This window comes from Myroides sp. DW712 (assembly GCF_046557355.1).
Lineage (GTDB): Bacteria > Bacteroidota > Bacteroidia > Flavobacteriales > Flavobacteriaceae > Flavobacterium.
This window is the reverse complement of sequence record NZ_JBKFDO010000012.1, coordinates 64880-84254: the sequence shown is the minus strand read 5'-3', so window position 1 is coordinate 84254 and position 19375 is coordinate 64880. Positions and strand designations below refer to the sequence as shown.

The window sequence follows — 19375 nt, the reverse complement described above, 5'->3', positions numbered from 1 at the left end:
TTGTTTGTTCTTTGGCTTTTGATGAGACTATCTTTTACAAAGATTAATTTTCTTACAAAAACAAACCGTGCAATTCTCACCTAAAAGGCTTTTTTGTTCTTTGGCTTTTGGCTTTTGATGAGATTGTCTTTTACAAAGATTAATTTTCTTACAAAAAACAAACCGTGCAATTCTCACCAAATCTCACCAAAAAGAAAACGAGGCTGCCTTTTTTGGTAGCCTCGTTTTCTTTTATAGCTTTTTATAATTCCTTGAATGTTGAGATGATATTCATTAGTTCATCGCCTTGATAGTCTTTGTTTTGGCCGATTGTCCAACCAATAATTTCGTAATTTCCTTTCTTACCTTCAATCATCGTTTGAATCATATACATGAAGTTTCCTTCTTGTGACATGGATAATTTGTAAATTTTTCCAGGTAGTCCATTAATGTGCACGTCATCGGCCTTGATGATTTCATAATCTGGTCGGTTGGCATAAGCAGCTAATGCTTTTTGCGTAAAGGCATTGAAATCTTCCCCTTCGGTTTTCGGTGTTTCTTTAGCAATGATGTACACTTGCTTGAAGGTATTTCCGTACTGAATTACTGCACCAGGGTAAAGATCAGGCATCACCGCTAGGGTTGCAGGCATTTCCATGGTAAACTGATCATCGACCGTTACGGTTTGAGGAGGTGCTACTTTTTGATTGCAACTGGCTAAGCCTAGGGTTACACAAAGAATAAAGAGAAGCTTTTTCATTTGAATACAATTTTAAAATAAACTAGAGCTAAAGTTAAGGCAAATTAGTGAGCGGAGGGTGAAGAGGAGGATTTTTTTTGACTTTGTCACTACAAATGCTAATCAATAAGTAAGTATCTTAGAGGTGAGGATACGTGCGCTATCGGCGTTAAAGGCAAACAATTCGATTATGTTGAAAAAAAGAATACAAATGCTATTATTTGGAGGTATGATACTTGCTTTTGTAGGTTGTGGAAAGACAACAACAAAAGATAGGCTCTTACTAGATAAAAAAGAGTATGGAACTGTCTATTTTGTTAGAGGTACTGTAGATACTCCTATCCCTCTTAGTTGTAATAATTATTTGAATAATTTAGATTTTTTGATTTCTTATTTTAAAATAGAAGATAAAGAGTTTATAAATTCGTTGTTAATGGATTGGCAGACAGGTGATATTGTGAAATCGAATAGTGATTTGGATGTCAGGTATCGAATTGAATTTGAAGATACGGTTATTTGTATTGATGACTTTGGAAACTACGCTGTTGATAATGTGTTTGTTGGTAAACTCAGTAATTTTCAGCTACTTTTAGATTATATTGAAACGCATAGAGAAAGCAGTATTAAAATGAAAGAGGATTTTCCTTTTGTGGATGATAAATAAAACCCACCCCAACCTTCCAAAACGGATCAAAGGGGTTTGTTTTAGTTAACAGTTTACGGTTCACGGTTGAATTAAACTGAAAGCAGCAAACCGCATTCCCGTTAAATTATACAACAAGCAAACGAGTTTCGCTAGATTGTTGTACATTAGAAGGAATTAATCAAAAACAAATAAATATGGCAAAGAAAGTATTGATGTTAGCAGGTGATTTCGTTGAGGATTATGAAGTAATGGTTCCCTATCAAGCGTTATTATCCGTAGGAGTAGCTGTGGATGTCGTTTGTCCAGGAAAGAAAAAAAACGATATCATCGCCACGGCAATTCACGATTTCGTGGGATTCCAAACCTATGCAGAAAGTAGAGGACATAATTTTGTCATCAACAAAACCTTTGATGAGGTGAAACTAGAGGATTATGCTGGTTTGTATGTATGTGGAGGAAGAGCGCCTGAATATATCCGTTTGAATCAAAGGGTAATTACCATGGTGCAATACTTCTTTGAGAAAAACTTACCGATTGCAGCCATTTGCCACGGGATTCAAGTACTAACACCTGCAGGGGTGTTAAAAGGAAGAACCTTAACCGCTTATCCTGCGGTAGGCCCTGATATCGTTGTAGCAGGAGGTGTATACAAAGAAATTGACGCCGATAAAGCCATTACGGATGGCAACCTCACAACCTCTCCAGCATGGCCGGGACATCCCGCTATTTTGAGTGAGTTTTATAAACTTTTAGGGGTGAAAATTGGATAAATGATAACTCCTTATATGCTAGTTTGCGCGGCTAAAACGAGAACACTTGTAAAACATTTCTTATTTTAGCCTCGCAAATTTTTTATTTATGATTTCAGAACAACAATTCCAAGCCGAATTACATCAGATTATCGTTAATGCGCTACGCGAAGATATAGGAGATGGCGATCATAGCTCGTTGGCTTGTATTCCTGCAGATGCAAAGGGAAAAGCCCAGGTTTTAGTGAAAGAAGAAGGAATTATTGCAGGGGTGGAATTCGCTCAAATGATCTTGCGCTATGTTGACCCTACTTTGGACGTAGAGGTTTTCATTTCGGATGGAACACCCGTAAAAATAGGGGATATTGTTCTAACAGTGACTGGATCTTCTCAATCTATTCTAAAAGCTGAACGCTTTATGCTGAATGCCATGCAACGCATGAGTGCAATTGCTACGAAAACACGCGTTTTTGTCGATTTGTTAGAAGGAACAGGAACGAAAATTTTAGATACACGCAAAACTACTCCAGGTATTCGCGCCATTGAAAAATGGGCCGTGAAAATTGCAGGGGGAGAAAATCACCGCTTTGCCTTGTATGATATGATTATGTTGAAAGACAATCACATTGATTTTGCAGGGGGAATCAAAGAGGCGATTGAAAAAACCAATACCTACCTCAAAACCAATAGTAAAGCATTGAAAATTATCGTGGAAGCACGTGATTTAAATGAGGTTCAACAAATCTTAGCTTGTGACAATGTGTATCGTATTTTGTTGGATAACTTTGATTTTGAAACAACGAAAAAAGCCGTAGCTTTAATTGGCAAGCAATGTCAAACAGAATCTTCGGGTAATATAAATGAACAAACGGTACGCGAATATGCGCTTTGTGGGGTTGACTTCGTGTCTTCAGGAGCATTGACGCATTCGGTTTACAATATGGATTTAAGTTTAAAAGCCGTTTTATAGTCGATAAGGAACCTATATGTCTAGAGAAGTTGAGGATAAATTAGACCGAATCCCGGTGCTGAATAAAATTGTCAGTGCGTTAAAACGAGTAAAGTTTTCTTTTCTTGAAGGGTATTCGTTGTATGATTTGATCGAATTGTATTTGCTTGGAATCATCAAAGGTGCTTTTTCCTATCGCGCTGGCTCTATTGCCTTTAGCTTCTTTATGGCGCTGTTTCCCTTCGCGCTTTTTATCCTAAACCTCATTCCCTATATCCCTATTGATAATTTTCAGGCGGACTTTCTCCAGTTTATAGAGAATTCAGTTCCCCCAAATACTTATGAGGCTATTCAATCCATCATCCTCGATATTATGAATAATAGCTACAAATCCCTCTTATCTTCTGGGTTTTTGCTTTCTATTTTCTTGATGACCAATGGGGTGTTTGCCATCATTGGTGGATTTGAATCTTCCTATCACATTACCATTTCGCGCAACATTATTCGACAGTATCTCGTGGCTTTAGCCTTATCGCTAATCCTGTCTTTCTTGTTGATTTTCTCTGTAGCTTTCTACGTGATTTTAGAAGTGTTAATCTACCGTTTTGGTATCGGTGTCAATTGGTTGGTGTGGGTGAGAAACCTGTATTTATTAGTGGTGGTGTTAATGACAACCTCCATTTTGTATAAATTTGGCGCCAAAGAAACCAAAGGAGTTTCCTTTATTTCCATCGGTTCGGTTTTTACCACTATTCTCTATGTTTTAACGTCTTATGGATTCGGAATTTACGTGCTTCGATTTGCGCGATACAACGAATTATATGGCTCTATCGGAACGTTGTTAGTGGTAATGTTCTACTTGTGGATCAACTGTATGATCCTATTATTGGGTTTTGAATTAAATTTAGCGATTCGTAAGATTAAATTGAAAAAATAAGTATATTTGAGTGTATGTCTAATTTAATAACCAAAAAAAGATATGAAAAACGCAATACTTATACTCTTGTTCGTGTTAGGCGGATGGTGTACCACACAAGCACAATCCATCGTAGGGAAATGGAAAACGTTTGACGATCAAACGGGGGACGCTAAGTCTATCGTCGAGATCTCCGAAAAAGGAGGGAAATATCAAGGCAAAGTTATTGAGATTTTAAATCCGGCGAAAAAAGATTCGAAGTGTGAAAAATGCCCAGGAGAGGATAAAGGGAAACCCATCGAAGGCTTAACGATTATCAAAAACTTGACCAAAAAAGGAGAAGAATATACAGGGGGAAGCATTATTGATCCCCAATCAGGAAAAGAATACAAATGTTCCATCAAAACCAATGGAAAAACTAAATTAGAAGTCAGAGGATATGTAGGGATTTCGTTAATAGGACGAACGCAAACCTGGACCAAAATGTAAAAGAAATAAAAGAACAAGAGGGTGTGCCAAAAGGTCATCCTCTTGTTTATTTAGGTTGTTCCAGAAATCAACCACTTATCATTATTGTATTAGCGTATTACTTGCAGGGTGTGTCCATAGTTAGTCTAGTAAAATGAGGCTTTTACTGGACTAACTATGGACACATCATGGACACACTATGGACACACTACAAATAAACTAGGAATAAACGATGCGTAACTATCTTATCAAGGCTAGTTGTTTTTGTTTTGTTAATTGGTTCTATAAATCGAAAAAGTGTTCGTAACTTTCTTAGGTTATGTTTAGTAAGAAAATCAAATAAGATGAGCAAACTAGTTTTAACCCTGTTGTTTGTACTAGGCGGTATATTGTCTAGTCAAGCACAAACAGAATATGCTATTGTAGGGAAATGGAGAACGGTTGATGCAGATGGAAAAGGCAAAGCAATCATAGAAATCAAAGAGAATAGAGGAACCTATACAGGAACTATTTATCGGGTTTTAGATTCGGAGAAAAAAGAGGAGAAATGTGAGAAATGCCCAGGTTTAGATGCTACAAAAAAATATGAAGGCTTGACTATTGTCAAGAATATGACCAAAAAAGAGCGAAACAACTATAGTGGTGGAACAATTTTAGACCCAGAAACAGGTAAAGAATATCAATGCTCGTTTAAGCTAGTTGGGTATAGTACACTAGAGGTAACAGGGGTGGAAAGCATTCTGTTACTAGGAAAAAAACAAACCTGGAGGAAAGAGTAATTTTAAGGGCTTCTTCATCTTTTAACGTAATTTTACTGTTTGATTTAGACCCTGTTTACTAAACTTCTTTTACATTTGAGGAGTAAATGGTATTGAAAATTAGACTATTATCTTGGAAGAGGATGGAGTAGATAGATCTGCAAACCCACAAGGAAAAGGCAAATTAAAGAATCATGATGAAGATTCGGGCTAAAACCCGTATTTTTGGAATTCAGAAAATCAAAGGCTACTTGCTAGCTACTTATAAATTTTAAATCAAATGAATAGAGTATTGGTGTGTTTTTTACTGCTAATAGGAACGAGTTGCATGACGTCAAAATCAACGCATCAACCGTATATGTATGACAATGGACCTGATTTTGTGGTAGAGGGAATGTATCGCATTATCGATGAAGAGGGGAAAATGGGATTTGCCAATGTCAAAGGACAAGTAGTGATTAAACCACAATTCGCTTTTGTATTTCCGTTTAAAAATGGCGTAGCCAAAGCAACGTTTGAAGGAATAAGTCGAGAAGTAGCAGGATCGCGTGGAGAGTACCATTATTGGGATAGTCCGTCTTGGTTCTATATCGATACCAAAGGGAATATTGTGTCTGATAAAACCCACAATTAGAAAACATCTCCTGGCTTTATTCGCTAGCTTAGCGTTGAAATGATTAATGAATCCTACCATGCAGTACTTTGTTGAGGTCATTGTACCTTTAGCTCTAGATCCTACGTTTACCTATCGAATCAATGCGGTTGAGTTTGACTTTATTCAAGTGGGTATGCGCGTTGCTGTCCCTTTCGGTCGAAACAAAGTATATACCGCTTTGGTGGTGGAAAAACACCATCGTCAACCTGCTGTGTATGAGGCAAAAGACATTCATGAAATCATTGATCTTGAGCCTGTTGTTACAATAGCGCAAATTAAGTTTTGGACGTGGCTAGCGGAATACTATATGTGTACCTTAGGGGACGTGTATAAAGCCGCCATGCCTTCGCGCTTACTTCTAGAAAGCGAAACCATTATTCAATGGAACGACAAAGCTACAATTTCCGTTGAGGAGCTGGATGATGCGGAATACTTGTTGTATGAAGCCATGCAAATTCAGGCTATCCTCAAATTAGATGAGGTCATCGCTATTCTAAATCGCAAAAAAGTGTTTCCTGTCATCAACAGTTTGTTGACCAAAGGAGCTATTTTGTTGCAGGAAGAAATGGTGGAAAAATACAAGCCCAAACAGATTCGCTATGTGCGATTGGCTGAGGCTTATACCCAAGAGGATGGCTTAACTAAGCTGATGGAGGTTGTGAGTCGAGCAGCAAAACAACGAGAGTTGGTCCTGAAGTACTTTCAACTTCAAGCCACCCAAAAGAAACCCATTAGCGTTAAACAATTGATCGACGAGGCGGAAACCAGTCAAGCGATTGTCAATGCCCTAATCGAAAAAGAAGTCTTCGAAGCCTACTATTTGAATCACGATCGCGTAATCTTTCAGGAAGCAACGGCGGATGGAATTCAATTGACCGACGACCAAAGTAAGGCCTTATGGGAAATCGAACAGCAATTCAAAGAAAAAGAAGTGGTCTTACTCCATGGGGTTACAGCCTCAGGAAAGACAGAAATTTATATTAAACTCATTGAGAGTTATCTTGCTGAAGAAGGACAAATCTTGTTCTTATTACCTGAAGTGGGTATCAGCACCCAATTGGTGCAGCGATTAACGGCGTATTTCGGCAATCAAGTGGCGGTGTATCACTCGCGTTATTCCCATAATGAACGATTGGAAACGTGGAATCACGTCTACCAGCAATCAGAAAAAGCCAAGGTCATCTTGGGTACGCGATTGTCGGTTTTTTTGCCGTTCCAGGATTTGCGTTTGGTGGTGATTGACGAGGAGCACGATGCCAATTACAAGCAACACGATCCCGCTCCACGTTACCACGGACGAGATGCAGCGGTAGTCTTGGCGATGCAACACAAAGCCAAGGTATTGATGGGCTCGGCAACACCTAGTTTAGAGAGCTATTACAATGCAGAGCAAAAAAAATATGGATTAGTTGAATTGACAAGGCGCTATACCAATGTAGTATTGCCTGATATTGTATTGGTTGACATCAAAGAAAAATACAAACGCAAACAGATGGCGGGGCATTTCTCGGATCAGTTAATCGAAGAAATCAATCACGCCTTGTCCTTAGAGGAGCAAGTGATTCTCTTTCAGAACAGAAGGGGATTCTCTCCTGTAGTGGAGTGTATGACTTGTGGGGCTGTACCCGAGTGTCCACATTGTGATGTGAGTTTGACCTATCACAAGTACAGAAATGAACTGCGTTGCCATTATTGTGGGTATACCTTGCCCATGCCTAAACAGTGTTTCCGTTGCCACAGCGTAGATCTCAATACCAAAGGTTTTGGAACGGAACAGGTGGAGGAAGAATTACATGAATTATTTCCCAATAAGCGCATTGCGCGTATGGACCAAGATACAACAAGGGGAAAATATGCCTATGAGAAGTTAATTGAATCCTTTGAGAATCGACAAATTGATGTTTTGGTAGGAACGCAGATGTTAGCGAAGGGATTTGATTTTGACAATGTAAACCTCGTTGGGATTATGAATGCAGATAATAGTCTGTATCATCCCGATTTTCGAGCGCATGAACGCGCTTTTCAAATGATGACCCAGATTGCGGGACGTTCGGGGCGATTTGATAAAAAAGGGAAAGTCGTGATTCAGACGTTTAATCCGTATCACAACATCATCCAACAGGTCACCCATTACGAGTATAAGGCTATGTACAAAGAACAGATGTATGAACGTCATAACTTTCAGTATCCGCCTTTTTACCGTTTAATTCGATTGACTTTAAAGCATCGGGAGTTCGAAAAACTGAAAGAAGCATCTTTTTGGTTGTACAACAACTTGAAAGGGCAGTTGGGTATTCCTGTTTTAGGACCGGAAGAACCCGCGATTAACCGCATCCGAAACCAGTATATCCGCGTGATTTTAATTAAAATTCCACAGCAAGTGATGCTCAATCAAACCAAAGGACAAGTAAGGCGAATCCTCAAAAGCTTTGAATCAATTGGTGCTTATCGTTCGGTTCATGTAGTGGCGAATGTGGATTTTTATTGATGGTATCATAGGTCAAATTTAATAGGACCCGGTTCGATATATATATCGTGCATTCCCTTCCACTTTTCGGAATTTAAGGGCTGTTTAAAGGATTGGGCTTGATCGATAATTTTCGTAATTCTTGTTTTAGAAGTAATAGCCCAATGATTAATAGGTTGATTAAAGGCTTGGGTTTTTGCAAACATTTCTACCATGGAAAGAACTTGACTCACGTCCCATTGATCTAAAGGTTGGTTAAAGGCTTGTGATCCTGCAAACATTTGATTCATATTGGTGACTTGGCTCACATCCCATCGGTTTAACGGTTGATTAAATTGTGGTGTGTCTCGAAACATACTGCTCATCTTAGTTACTTGACTGACATTCCATTGGTCTATAGGTTGGTTGAAGGCTTGTGCCCCTGCAAACATTTGACTCATACTGGTAACTCGACTCACGTCCCATTGATTTAGCGGTTGATTAAAGGCTTGTGATCCTTCAAACATTTGATCCATATCGATGACTTGACTCACGTCCCATCGGTTTAATGGTTGATTAAATTGTGAAGTGCCTGCAAACATCCTCCACATGGCAGTAACTTGACTAACATCCCAAGGAGATAAAGGCTGATTGAAGGGAGTATAGGCAAACATAGCGCTCATATCCGTGACTTGGCTAACGTCCCAGTTAAGTAAAGGCTGATTGAAAGAGGAATTAGCAAACATGCTTGATAGATTTGTTGCTTGGCTCATGTCCCATTGATCTAGGGGTTGATTGAATGTTTCAGCCTCGTAAAACATATAGGAAAAGTCCGTAACATGACTAACATCCCAAGTAGATAAAGGTTGATTGAAGGGAGTATAGGCAAACATAGCGCTCATATCCGTGACTTGGCTAACGTCCCAGTTAAGTAAAGGCTGATTGAAAGAGGAATTAGCAAACATGCTTGATAGATTTGTTGCTTGGCTCATGTCCCAGTGATCTAGGGGTTGATTGAATGTTTCAGCCTCGTAAAACATATAGGAAAAGTCCGTAACATGACTTACGTCCCAATGATTGAGGGGTTGATTTATTTTTTTTGCCTGAGCGAACATATAACGCATGTTTTTTACCTGTTGCAGATTAGGACAATCAGAAGCTGTTATGATCATCTCTTCTGCTCCAGCAAAAGCGTACTCCATGCTATTCCATTCAATATCCCCCCATTGTTGTATTTCCATTAAAACGTTTGTTCTGGTTTCAGCATTTTTATAGCTATCATTATAGCGTATGGCTTGTAGAGGTGAAAGTTGAAGAGGGGTTAAGGTTAGGCGGTAAATACCTGCAGTAGGTAGAAATAAGGCAAAATCATCACCTCCAATGCCCTGGCCTGTTTCAGCGGAATTGGCTGTGTTGGTCCATTCATAGTAATACTGCCCTTTTAGTTTTAGTTTGAAATTTTCTTCTGCCTGGTCTTGATCAGGTTTACTTACCTTCCACAGGGTAATAAACGGTCTTTTAACGGGGGCTGTTTGCTTGTTTTTTTTCTCCCAAAGGGCTATCGTTTGCTGCATTTGATCGAAACGTAAACGGGTATGATCAAATAAATGGCCCAATTGAAGAGAGGGGTTGATATTCCATTGATGTAAGGGTTGGTTGAAGGCTGTTGCTCCTTGAAACATGCTATTCATATACTTTACGTTGCGAACATCCCATTGACGCAACGGTTGGTTGAAGGCTGTTGCTCCTTGAAACATAGCACTCATGAATACGGTCTGCTCTATTTTCCAACGATTAAGGGGTTGATTAAAAGCGATGGCTCCTTTAAACATACTACTCATAAATAGTACGTTGCGAACATCCCATGCGTTTAACGGTTGATTAAAGGAGGTAGCCCCTTCAAACATTTGACTCATATTTTCTACCTGATGGACATCCCATCGTTTTAACGGTTGATTAAAAGCGAGTGCGCCGTTGAACATATTGCTCATTGTTGTTACCTGACTCACGTCCCATTGGTCTAAGGGGTGATTGAATTTTGTGGCATGTGAGAACAGTCTACTCATGTTTTTTACCTGACTGACATCCCAATGATTTAGCGGTTGATTGAAGGAATTGGTGTAGGAAAATAGACCTGACATATCGGTTACATTACGTAAGTCGGGGGCATCTTGAGCAGCGAGAATCATGTTTTTAGCTCCAGCAAAAGCGTTTTCTAGGCTACTCCAGGGAACATCTCCCCATTGTACAATAGAAGATAGTCGCTCAAATGAAGTTTGTTCGTCTTCTAGATAACTCCATGGAACATCTCCCTGTTGTACAACAGAGAAAGATTGCTCAAATGAAGTTTGTTTATTTTTGATGTGATCTAAGGACCAGGGATCAAAAGGACTGATGATGCGATGCAGCGGAGATGTACCTGTCGGGGTTAAACTCAAGCGATAATACCCCCATCGAGGAAGGTGTAAAGTCAGGTTGTCTGTGCCTGACCCTTGTCCCTTGAGGGTTGGTTCTGATACACTTTCCCAAGTATAGGTGTAGGTTCCTTTTAATTGAAGGTTCAATTCATTGGTGTCCCACAACGTAATGAAAGGACGTTGTGCTACACTAGACAGGCAGCTCAATAAAAAGAAGCCTAAGAAGAAAATATGAAAAAAAAGATTGTTTTTCATAAGTGTTTTAGTATGAGTTGGTAAAAGAAAGTAAAATCAAGGTAAAGTACAACAATAAGAAGAAAAATAAAAAAACAAAGGGGATAATTCGAGCACTAAATCGTACTTTTGTGGGTGTAAAATGAACTAAAAAATACAGAACATGAGCCAGCCTAAAATTGTTGTGTCACAGGATGCAAGACAAAGTGAAGATAATTACGATATCATTTATTCCAATATTTCATTTATCAACCTCATTCGCGAAGAAGCGGAAACAGAAGATCCAGAAGAAGACCGCGTAGATGAACTAATTCCGCATGATGCTTTCTTAAGCTACTATGTGGATTACTATCTATCCCAATATGAAAACGGAAACTTCTCTCAGTTTGTGTACAACACGGGCGCTGATTTAGAGCTCATCGATTGGATTATTGAAGGATTAGAAAAAATGGGATCGGTAGAACACTTAGCCCTTTTGAAGAAGAGATTGGACGTCTTAGAAAATATGGATGAGGTGGTGTTAGAAGCTTTTATTGAAAGTGATTATTTTGGAACCAACCCAACCCGTGATCTTTTAAATGACGATGCTTTCTTTCAAATCGAAGAAGATTTAATTGACTTAAATGCCAATTGGTTGAAGCAACATCCTAATCTTTTGGTGTTATCCATTGAGGAGATGTATGACTATGCAGAGCAATTGTTGGGTAAAAAAGTAGAACGCGAGTAGAAAAGGAAGAATAATTGTTTTTTATAGCAATAAAAGCGAAAAAGCAAAGCAGCAAAAAAGCAAAGAAATAAAAACAATAAAAAAACTTTGGTAGATGTTATATAAAACACTATTTTTGCACTCAATTTTATAACAAAATAAATTTTTATTTTATGAATCAATACGAAACTGTTTTCATCTTGAATCCCGTTTTATCTGAAACTCAGGTAAAGGAAACAGTACAGAAATTCGAGGAATTTCTTACATCAAGAGGAGCTGAAATGGTAGCTAAAGAGGATTGGGGCTTAAAAAAATTAGCTTACGAAATCCAACACAAGAAAAGTGGTTTTTATCACTTGTTTGAGTACAAAGTTGCTGGAGATGTAATCATCAACCTTGAAACAGAATTCAGACGTGACGAAAGAGTTATGCGTTTCTTAACTGTTGCTTTAGATAAACACGCTATATCTTGGGCTGAGAGAAGAAGAGAAAAATTAAAATCTAAAAAAGCTTAATTATTATGTCAACTATTGAGCAATCTGCAAAAGGAAAAAAAGACGGAGATATCAGATATCTAACGCCTTTAAACATAGAAACAAACAAAACTAAAAAGTATTGTCGTTTCAAAAAATCAGGAATCAAATACATCGATTATAAAGATGCTGATTTCTTATTAAAATTCGTTAACGAGCAAGGTAAAATTTTACCTCGTCGTTTAACTGGAACTTCTTTGAAATACCAAAGAAAAGTTTCTGTAGCGGTAAAAAGAGCGCGTCACTTAGCGTTAATGCCATACGTAGCGGATTTATTAAAATAATATAACAAAAACAAGTTGTTGGTTTTCAACTTAGAAACCTAACTTCTTATTCAAAGGACATCAACATGGAAATTATCTTAAAACAAGACGTTCAAAAATTAGGATTTAAAGATGACGTAGTAACTGTAAAACCAGGATACGGACGCAACTACTTAATTCCTCAAGGACTTGCAGTTTTAGCTACTCCTTCTGCAAAGAAAGTTTTAGCTGAAAACTTAAAGCAAAGAGCGCACAAAGAAGCTAAATTAATCGCTGATGCTAAAGTTGTTGCTGAAGCAATAAAAGCAATTGAAATCAAAATCGCTGTTAAAGCTGGTGGAGAGAAATTGTTCGGTTCAGTAACGAATCAAGATTTAGCTGAAGTATTTGCTAAAAACGGACAAGAGATCGATAGAAAATTCATCGCTTCTGGAGTTATCAAACGTTTAGGTAAATATACTGCAACAGTACGTTTACACCGTGACGTAATTGTTGAGGTTGATTACGAAGTAATCGCTGAACAAGAGTAATTCATTTGAATGAAATAATAAAAAAGCCTTCCCTCGGAAGGCTTTTTTAGTTTACAGTTTACGGTTGACGGTTAATAGTAGGTGAACCGTCAACCGTAAACTGTTAACCGTCAACCGTAAACCATCTCCTATGGATATCAAAAAACGATTCGATCGTATTCTCAGTATCTTCATTCATCTGCAATCTAAGCCCATTGTAACGGCTCAGGAATTAGCAGATCGATTTGATGTGAGTCTGCGTACCATTTACCGTGATATTCGCTCCTTAGAGCAAGCAGGAGTTCCGCTTTATAGCGAAGCTGGGGTTGGATATGCTGTAGTAGATGGTTATAAGATTCCGCCAACCTTATTTACCAGAGAAGAAGCATTGAGTTTTGTGGCAGCTGAAAAAATCATGCAGGTCTATGTAGATCCAGAGCTTAGTGAACATTTTACTTCCGCTCTATTTAAGATGAAAGCGGTATTGCGTACCGCTCAAAAAGTAGAAGTTTCCGAAATTACCCCTGCCGTTGTGATGCGTACCGATAAAACGGTCTTCAATAAAAAAGTACCCTCGGCTTTGTCTACGTTGTTTAAGAGTATATCGTTGAAGAAACAGTTGAGTATGGCGTATATCAATGGAGCAGAAAGCGAAGCAACGCTACGTATTGTAGAGCCTATTGGTGTATTTCACGAGAATAGCTATTGGTATTTTATGGCGTATTGTCATTTGCGTCAATCCTATCGTCAGTTTCGATCGGATCGCATTCAATCGATTGTATTATTAGAAGAAAGTTTTACAAAAGAACACGGAAATTTAGAACTGTATTTGCCCAATCGAACAGTAGAACGCAATTTGACGGTTCGCATTGGCGTGAGTAAAAAAATGGCACCCTATTTAGCATGGGAACGTAAATACTATGGATTTACGGAAGAGATTGTGGGAGAAGAGCAGGTGGAAATGCATTTTAAAATGAAGGATTTAGACAATGGGTTTGCTCGTTGGTTCTTGATGTTTGCAGATCATGCCGAGATTTTAGAACCCGCTATATTACAGGAAAAAGTGATTAAACTCTTGGAAGAGAGCTTGCAAAAGCACAAAAAATAAGTCCTTTCACCCCCAAGCGAAAGGACTTATTTTTTAGAAGGTCTCCCAGAAATAAGGAGGCTCAATGCCTAAGGCACGCAAGTAAACGTACGCTTGTCCGCGGTGGTGAATTTCATTGTCAATGAAATAGAAGATGTGTTGTTGGATTTTTAAATCGTAGGATCCAAATAACACAAAGTTCTGTTGGAATTGTGCCTCTGAGAGTTGAGGAAATAATTCGTCAATTTTTACTGTATCCGCATCCCATTGATTTAGTAATTCTTCTTTAGTGGTGAAGCTTGGTTTCTCGTTGAACTCAATGGGTGTATTTGTGGTAATGGAGAGAAGAGAAGGAACAGCGATTGCACTTAACTCTGCACACATAGCGGAGAACGGACGCATTCCACCAAGGGTAAAGTTGAATAAATCCTCTTCTGGAAATGCCTCGATAACGCGTTTTGTTAAAGCGCGTTGTCCTTGCCAATACTTTTGTAGTTGTTCTTTGGTGATAATTTCTGGTCTCATTTGTGGTATATTTTTCTTTGTTATACCACAAAGGTAAATGAGTGGATTGACAACAGTTTGTCAGTAGGTAGGATGGGAAGATTATTTTTCAGCACTTGCAATCTCAAACGTAAAAATCCATTTTATAATTAGTATTTTTGTGTTTCAAAGTAATTAATATGAAGTATTCTCGTCTGACAAAAGAGCAATTTGAGGAGTTACATCCGGAATTTGTGAAATTTTTAGCTGCACAGCAAATCGATAAAAATGAATGGGATAAGTTAAAAGAAGAAAAGCCAGAAGTGGCTGAACAAGAATTAGATGTGTTTTCTGATTTAATTTGGGAAGGTGTTTTAGCCAAAGCGCAATATTTAGAACACTATTCGAAAAATCATATTTTCTTATTTGGATTTGATGAGCAGTACATCAATACTATTGTAATTAAAACTTTACAACAAGATATTGATTTCTTGACCCAAGAAGGCTTGCAATGGTTGTCAGAAGCAGTATTTACAGCCGAAGTGGAAGTGAAACATGGAGGAAAGAACTTTGGTGCAGATCGCAATGCCGAACTCTTTGATATCATTCGCCAAGGGGCAATTTTGAGTGATGGGGTTCTATATACCCAATTTAAAACCATGTTGAATCTGTAAGGGAAGGATAAAATGGAAGTGAAAGATAAAATACAAGCCCTTAGAAAAGAATTAAATGAACATAATTACAACTATTATGTACTAGATAACGCGACGATTTCCGATTTTGAATTCGATCAAAAACTAAAGGAATTAGAAGCATTAGAACAGCAACATCCGGAGTTTTTTGATGCAGATTCGCCAACGCAACGCGTAGGTGGAATGATTACTAAGAATTTTGAAACCATTGTACACCGCAATCGCATGTATTCGTTGGATAACTCCTATTCTCAAGAGGACTTGTTGGATTGGGAGAAACGCATCCAAAAGGCGTTAGGTGATGTGCCTATGGAATACACCTGTGAGTTAAAATACGACGGTGCGTCTATCAGTATTACTTATGAAGATGGCGTATTGGTTCGCGCGGTTACCCGTGGGGATGGGGTGCAAGGAGATGATGTGACGAATAATATTAAAACCATCAAGTCGGTGCCTATACGCTTAAAAGGAACGGATTATCCAAAGAGTTTCGATATTCGCGGAGAGATTATTCTGCCTTTTGCAGGATTTGAACGCATGAACCAAGAGCTAATTGAAATTGGAGAAACGCCTTATGCTAATCCGAGAAATACAGCTTCAGGAAGTTTGAAATTACAAGACAGTGCGTTGGTGGCCAAGCGTCCGTTGGAGTGTTTGTTGTACAATATAACGGGAACAGATTTGGGATTTGAAACCCAATATGAAGGCTTGGAGAAAGCTCGTCAATGGGGCTTTAAAGTACCTGCTGTTTCCAAGTTAGCCACAAGTATGGACGAGGTTTTGGCGTTTATAGCTTATTGGGATGTACATCGACATGAATTACCTTATGAAACAGATGGGGTAGTGGTGAAAGTAAATTCTTTACACAATCAGGAAGAATTGGGCTTTACGGCTAAATCTCCCCGTTGGGCGATTGCCTATAAATTCAAGGCTGAACAGGGAGAGACTTTATTGGAATCCATTGTGTATCAAGTAGGACGTACCGGAGCGATTACACCTGTAGCCAATTTAGCACCCGTTCAATTAGCAGGAACAACGGTTCGCCGTGCTTCTCTACACAATGCAGATCAAATTGCCAAATTAGATATTCGCGTTGGCGATTATGTTTATGTGGAAAAAGGAGGAGAGATTATCCCTAAAATTGTGGGAGTGAATACCGCAGTACGATCAGCAGATTCTCAACCAACGATTTATATTACCACTTGTCCAGAATGTGACACGCCATTAAAACGCAACAAAGGAGAAGCCCAACACTATTGTCCGAATGTATATGGATGTCCACCGCAAATTGCAGGACGTATTCAGCACTTTATTTCGCGTAAAGCCATGGATATTGAAGGACTTGGAGAAGAAACGGTGGTCTTGCTATACAAAAGCGGATTGATTAAGGATTACGCGGATTTATACGAATTGAAAAAAGAGGATGTTTTGCCGTTAGAGCGCATGGCGGAGAAGTCAGCAGATAACCTAATCAAGGGAATTGAAGCTTCTAAGGCTATTCCTTTTGAACGCGTTTTGTATGGATTAGGGATTCGTTTTGTGGGAGAAACCGTAGCGAAGAAACTAGCTCAACACTATAAATCCATTGATGCATTAGCTGTGGCTCCCATGTTGGAGATGATGATGGTGGATGAAATTGGCGAGCGCATTGCACAAAGTGTGATTGACTTTTTTAGTAACGACATCAACAAACGAGCGATTGAGCGATTAAAAGCCTATGGCGTGCAAATGGTCTTAGAAGAGAAAGAATCGACCGTCGTTTCGGATGTATTGAAAGGAAAAACAATTGTAGTGTCAGGAGTCTTTACGCAGGTTAGTCGGGATGAACTCAAACAAATGATTGAAGATCACGGAGGGAAAAATGGAAGTTCTATTAGTTCCAAAACAGATTATGTGGTAGCAGGGGATAAAATGGGACCGTCTAAATTGGAAAAAGCCAATCAACTCGGTATAACAATCTTGACGGAGGATGCATTTCTAGCGATGATTAAATAATTTGTTGTTAAAGTACTGCAAATATTATTAGGCTTTTTCTAACTTTACTTCTTATCAAAGAATTATGTTTAGTACTTTCAAAAAGAAAACATTAAAAAAAGCAATTAAGCATACTGCGTTACCGGGTATATTGTCGGATTTTGACGGAAAACCCAAAACGATTGGTATAGTAATTGAGAAGAGTGAAGTAGCGAAAGTGGATGAATTAATTCAAACACTGCGTGAGCATGGGGTATCAGCAGAACGGATTCACGTTTTGGTCTATACTGGATTGACAAAGGCTAAACAATTGTTGGATCCATCGTTCAGTTTGAGTGATTTTACGCTGACAGGAGAAGTTAAGAGTCAGGCAGTCAGTGATTTTATTGCTCAACCTTTTGATTGGTTGATTAATTTTTATGCAAAAGATATTGTACCTTTACTATGGGTAAGTGCGAAATCGAAGGCGAAATTTAAGGTTGGAGTTGCAACAGTAACCCCCAAGATTAACCACTTTAGTTTAGATATTCAAGAGCTACAAGCGTCGCAATATGCTAAACATTTGATGAATTATATAACTATTTTTAAAACGAAATAAACGAATATGCAAGCGCTAAAAGGTACCGGGGTGGCATTGGTTACTCCATTTAAGAAAGACAAATCAGTGGATGTAGAGGCGCTGCAAAACTTAGTGCACTACGTTACACAGGGAGGAGTAGAATACCTTGTTGTTTTAGGTACGACAGGAGAAGCCGCTACGTTAACCCAGAAGGAAAAAGAAGTGGTAAAACAGACGGTGGTTAAGGCGAATGCGGGTAAATTACCTTTGGTTTTAGGGGTTGGAGGAAACAATACCGCTCAGGTGTTGGAAGAATTAAATCCTGCGAATTTGGAGGGGTTTGACGCTATTTTATCGGTGTCACCTTACTATAATAAACCGACACAAGAAGGGATATACCAGCACTTCAAAGCGATTGCACAACAAAGTAGCTTGCCTATTTTATTGTATAATGTACCTGGGCGTACAGGAAGTAATATGAGCCCGAAAACAGTAATCCGCTTGGCAAATGAATTTTCGAATATCGTCGGAATTAAAGAAGCCGCAGGAGATATTGTGCAAGGGATGGAGTTGATTAGACAATCGACCCGTGAGGATTTCTTGGTTATTTCTGGAGATGATGCGATTGCTTTACCGTTAGTGTTAGCAGGAGGAGCAGGAGTAATTTCTGTTATTGGACAGGGAATTCCACAGCCGTTTTCAACGATGATTCGCCTGGGACTAGAAGGAAAGCTAAAAGCTGCTTTTGATTTGCAATACCAAATGATGCCGATTATAGATCTAATTTTCGAACAAGGAAATCCAGCGGGAATTAAAGCGGTATTGAGGCAAGCGGGTGTGATTGCAAATGAATTGCGACTGCCTTTGGTTCCGGTGGATCAAGAATTAGCGCAACGAATAGAAAAAGAATTAGTAAAACTCAAAAATTAAGAACTATGTTATCGAAAAAATTGCAAGATGCTTTAAATGGACAGATCAAAATAGAAGGTGATTCATCTCAAATTTATTTAGCGATGGCAACTTGGGCGGAAGTTCAAGGGTTTGAAGGAATCGCTTCTTTTATGTATGATCAGTCGAATGAAGAGCGTACACATATGCTCAAATTGGTGAAGTACATCAACCAAAGAGGAGGAGAAGCAACCATTCCAGCGGTAGCTAAGCCTGAATTGGATTATGCTTCATTTAAAACGCTTTTCACGCAACTTTTTGCACACGAAGTATTCGTGTCTAAGAGTATTAATGAATTGGTGCACATTGCTTTGGAAGAACGCGATTATGCTACACATAATTTCTTGCAATGGTATGTTTCAGAGCAAATCGAAGAAGAAGCAACAGCGCGTACGATTTTAGATAAAATCAATCTTATTGGAGATGATAAAGGAGGACTTTATTTATTCGACAATGATATGAAGAGCTTTAGAGGAGATGCAGGTGCGACTGCAGCTACAGTTTAAACTCCACCTAAAAAATAAGAGCTAAAAAAAGATGCCCATATGGCATCTTTTTTGTGTCTGTAAGTAGGTGTTTGTTTGAACCAGCGCATGAATTTGTAGCCAATAAGATGGATTGCTTACTAAAATAACTTGTTAAAATAAAACAAAAAAGACCTTTTT

At 38.6% G+C, this 19375-nt stretch carries 21 protein-coding genes; 18 read left to right on the top strand and 3 right to left on the bottom strand.

The genetic code is table 11. The features are described 5' to 3' along the window. Window positions 1-241: 241 nt before the first annotated feature. The gene (locus ACLJX0_RS10895; RefSeq protein WP_410880418.1) at window positions 242-739 is read right to left on the bottom strand and encodes a hypothetical protein; all 498 of its coding nucleotides are present in this window, start codon (window positions 737-739) and stop codon (window positions 242-244) included. Between the two features lie 169 nt (window positions 740-908). Here ACLJX0_RS10895 and ACLJX0_RS10890 point away from each other — a divergent pair, with 169 nt between their 5' ends. The 8 genes from ACLJX0_RS10890 to priA all read left to right on the top strand — a co-directional run bounded on the left by ACLJX0_RS10890 (window position 909) and on the right by priA (window position 8347). Beyond that, window positions 909-1382: a hypothetical protein gene (locus tag ACLJX0_RS10890; protein WP_410880416.1), complete on the top strand. Its 474-nt coding sequence runs from the start codon at window positions 909-911 to the stop codon at window positions 1380-1382. Window positions 1383-1558: 176 nt separating this feature from the next. Continuing rightward, window positions 1559-2134 (top strand): DJ-1/PfpI family protein, encoded by a 576-nt coding sequence (locus ACLJX0_RS10885; protein WP_410880414.1) that lies wholly within the window; start codon window positions 1559-1561, stop codon window positions 2132-2134. Between the two features lie 88 nt (window positions 2135-2222). After that, a complete protein-coding gene (gene nadC / locus ACLJX0_RS10880) occupies window positions 2223-3083 on the top strand; it encodes a carboxylating nicotinate-nucleotide diphosphorylase (RefSeq protein ID WP_410880412.1) in 861 nt (286 codons plus the stop codon). A 16-nt stretch (window positions 3084-3099) separates the two neighbouring features. Then, window positions 3100-3999 (top strand): YihY/virulence factor BrkB family protein, encoded by a 900-nt coding sequence (locus ACLJX0_RS10875; protein WP_410880410.1) that lies wholly within the window; start codon window positions 3100-3102, stop codon window positions 3997-3999. A gap of 42 nt (window positions 4000-4041) precedes the next feature. Then, entirely contained in the window at window positions 4042-4467 is a 426-nt protein-coding gene (locus ACLJX0_RS10870; protein WP_410880408.1) for a DUF2147 domain-containing protein, read from the top strand. A gap of 323 nt (window positions 4468-4790) precedes the next feature. Continuing rightward, window positions 4791-5225 carry a DUF2147 domain-containing protein gene (locus ACLJX0_RS10865; protein ID WP_410880406.1) on the top strand — a complete coding sequence of 145 codons (435 nt, stop codon included), beginning with the start codon at window positions 4791-4793 and terminating at the stop codon, window positions 5223-5225. A 259-nt stretch (window positions 5226-5484) separates the two neighbouring features. After that, the gene (locus ACLJX0_RS10860) at window positions 5485-5838 is read left to right on the top strand and encodes a WG repeat-containing protein (RefSeq protein ID WP_410880404.1); all 354 of its coding nucleotides are present in this window, start codon (window positions 5485-5487) and stop codon (window positions 5836-5838) included. Between the two features lie 58 nt (window positions 5839-5896). Then, a complete protein-coding gene (gene priA, locus ACLJX0_RS10855; protein ID WP_410880402.1) occupies window positions 5897-8347 on the top strand; it encodes a primosomal protein N' in 2451 nt (816 codons plus the stop codon). A 5-nt stretch (window positions 8348-8352) separates the two neighbouring features. Here priA and ACLJX0_RS10850 read toward each other — a convergent pair whose 3' ends face one another. Then, window positions 8353-10977, bottom strand: a complete 2625-nt coding sequence (locus ACLJX0_RS10850; RefSeq protein ID WP_410880400.1) for a BspA family leucine-rich repeat surface protein — start codon at window positions 10975-10977, stop codon at window positions 8353-8355. A gap of 142 nt (window positions 10978-11119) precedes the next feature. Between ACLJX0_RS10850 and ACLJX0_RS10845 the strand changes: the two genes are divergently transcribed. The 5 genes from ACLJX0_RS10845 to ACLJX0_RS10825 all read left to right on the top strand — a co-directional run bounded on the left by ACLJX0_RS10845 (window position 11120) and on the right by ACLJX0_RS10825 (window position 14075). Next, complete coding sequence (locus ACLJX0_RS10845; protein WP_410880398.1) at window positions 11120-11683, top strand: DUF4375 domain-containing protein; 564 nt, start codon at window positions 11120-11122, stop codon at window positions 11681-11683. 152 nt (window positions 11684-11835) lie between these two features. Next, window positions 11836-12177 (top strand): 30S ribosomal protein S6, encoded by a 342-nt coding sequence (rpsF, locus tag ACLJX0_RS10840; protein WP_002987044.1) that lies wholly within the window; start codon window positions 11836-11838, stop codon window positions 12175-12177. Between the two features lie 5 nt (window positions 12178-12182). Continuing rightward, the gene (gene rpsR / locus ACLJX0_RS10835; protein ID WP_002987043.1) at window positions 12183-12479 is read left to right on the top strand and encodes a 30S ribosomal protein S18; all 297 of its coding nucleotides are present in this window, start codon (window positions 12183-12185) and stop codon (window positions 12477-12479) included. Between the two features lie 65 nt (window positions 12480-12544). Then, on the top strand, window positions 12545-12988 hold the full coding sequence (gene rplI, locus ACLJX0_RS10830) for a 50S ribosomal protein L9 (protein ID WP_410880396.1): 444 nt from the start codon (window positions 12545-12547) through the stop codon (window positions 12986-12988). A 130-nt stretch (window positions 12989-13118) separates the two neighbouring features. Then, a complete protein-coding gene (locus ACLJX0_RS10825; protein ID WP_410880394.1) occupies window positions 13119-14075 on the top strand; it encodes a helix-turn-helix transcriptional regulator in 957 nt (318 codons plus the stop codon). A gap of 33 nt (window positions 14076-14108) precedes the next feature. On the opposite strand, the gene ACLJX0_RS10820 is transcribed toward ACLJX0_RS10825, so the two are convergent. Beyond that, the gene (locus ACLJX0_RS10820; protein ID WP_410880392.1) at window positions 14109-14579 is read right to left on the bottom strand and encodes a DinB family protein; all 471 of its coding nucleotides are present in this window, start codon (window positions 14577-14579) and stop codon (window positions 14109-14111) included. A gap of 158 nt (window positions 14580-14737) precedes the next feature. On the opposite strand from ACLJX0_RS10820, the gene ACLJX0_RS10815 reads away from it, so the two are divergent. From ACLJX0_RS10815 to ACLJX0_RS10795, 5 genes are all read left to right on the top strand, one after another. Next, window positions 14738-15211 carry a DUF6495 family protein gene (locus tag ACLJX0_RS10815; RefSeq protein ID WP_410880390.1) on the top strand — a complete coding sequence of 158 codons (474 nt, stop codon included), beginning with the start codon at window positions 14738-14740 and terminating at the stop codon, window positions 15209-15211. A 12-nt stretch (window positions 15212-15223) separates the two neighbouring features. After that, window positions 15224-17224, top strand: a complete 2001-nt coding sequence (gene ligA, locus ACLJX0_RS10810; protein ID WP_410880388.1) for an NAD-dependent DNA ligase LigA — start codon at window positions 15224-15226, stop codon at window positions 17222-17224. A 64-nt stretch (window positions 17225-17288) separates the two neighbouring features. Continuing rightward, window positions 17289-17801, top strand: coding sequence for a DUF6913 domain-containing protein (locus tag ACLJX0_RS10805; protein WP_410880387.1), 513 nt, complete (start codon window positions 17289-17291; stop codon window positions 17799-17801). A gap of 6 nt (window positions 17802-17807) precedes the next feature. After that, window positions 17808-18692 carry a 4-hydroxy-tetrahydrodipicolinate synthase gene (dapA, locus tag ACLJX0_RS10800; RefSeq protein WP_410880385.1) on the top strand — a complete coding sequence of 295 codons (885 nt, stop codon included), beginning with the start codon at window positions 17808-17810 and terminating at the stop codon, window positions 18690-18692. Between the two features lie 5 nt (window positions 18693-18697). Further along, window positions 18698-19216, top strand: a complete 519-nt coding sequence (locus ACLJX0_RS10795) for a ferritin (protein WP_410880383.1) — start codon at window positions 18698-18700, stop codon at window positions 19214-19216. The last annotated feature ends 159 nt before the right edge of the window (window positions 19217-19375 follow it).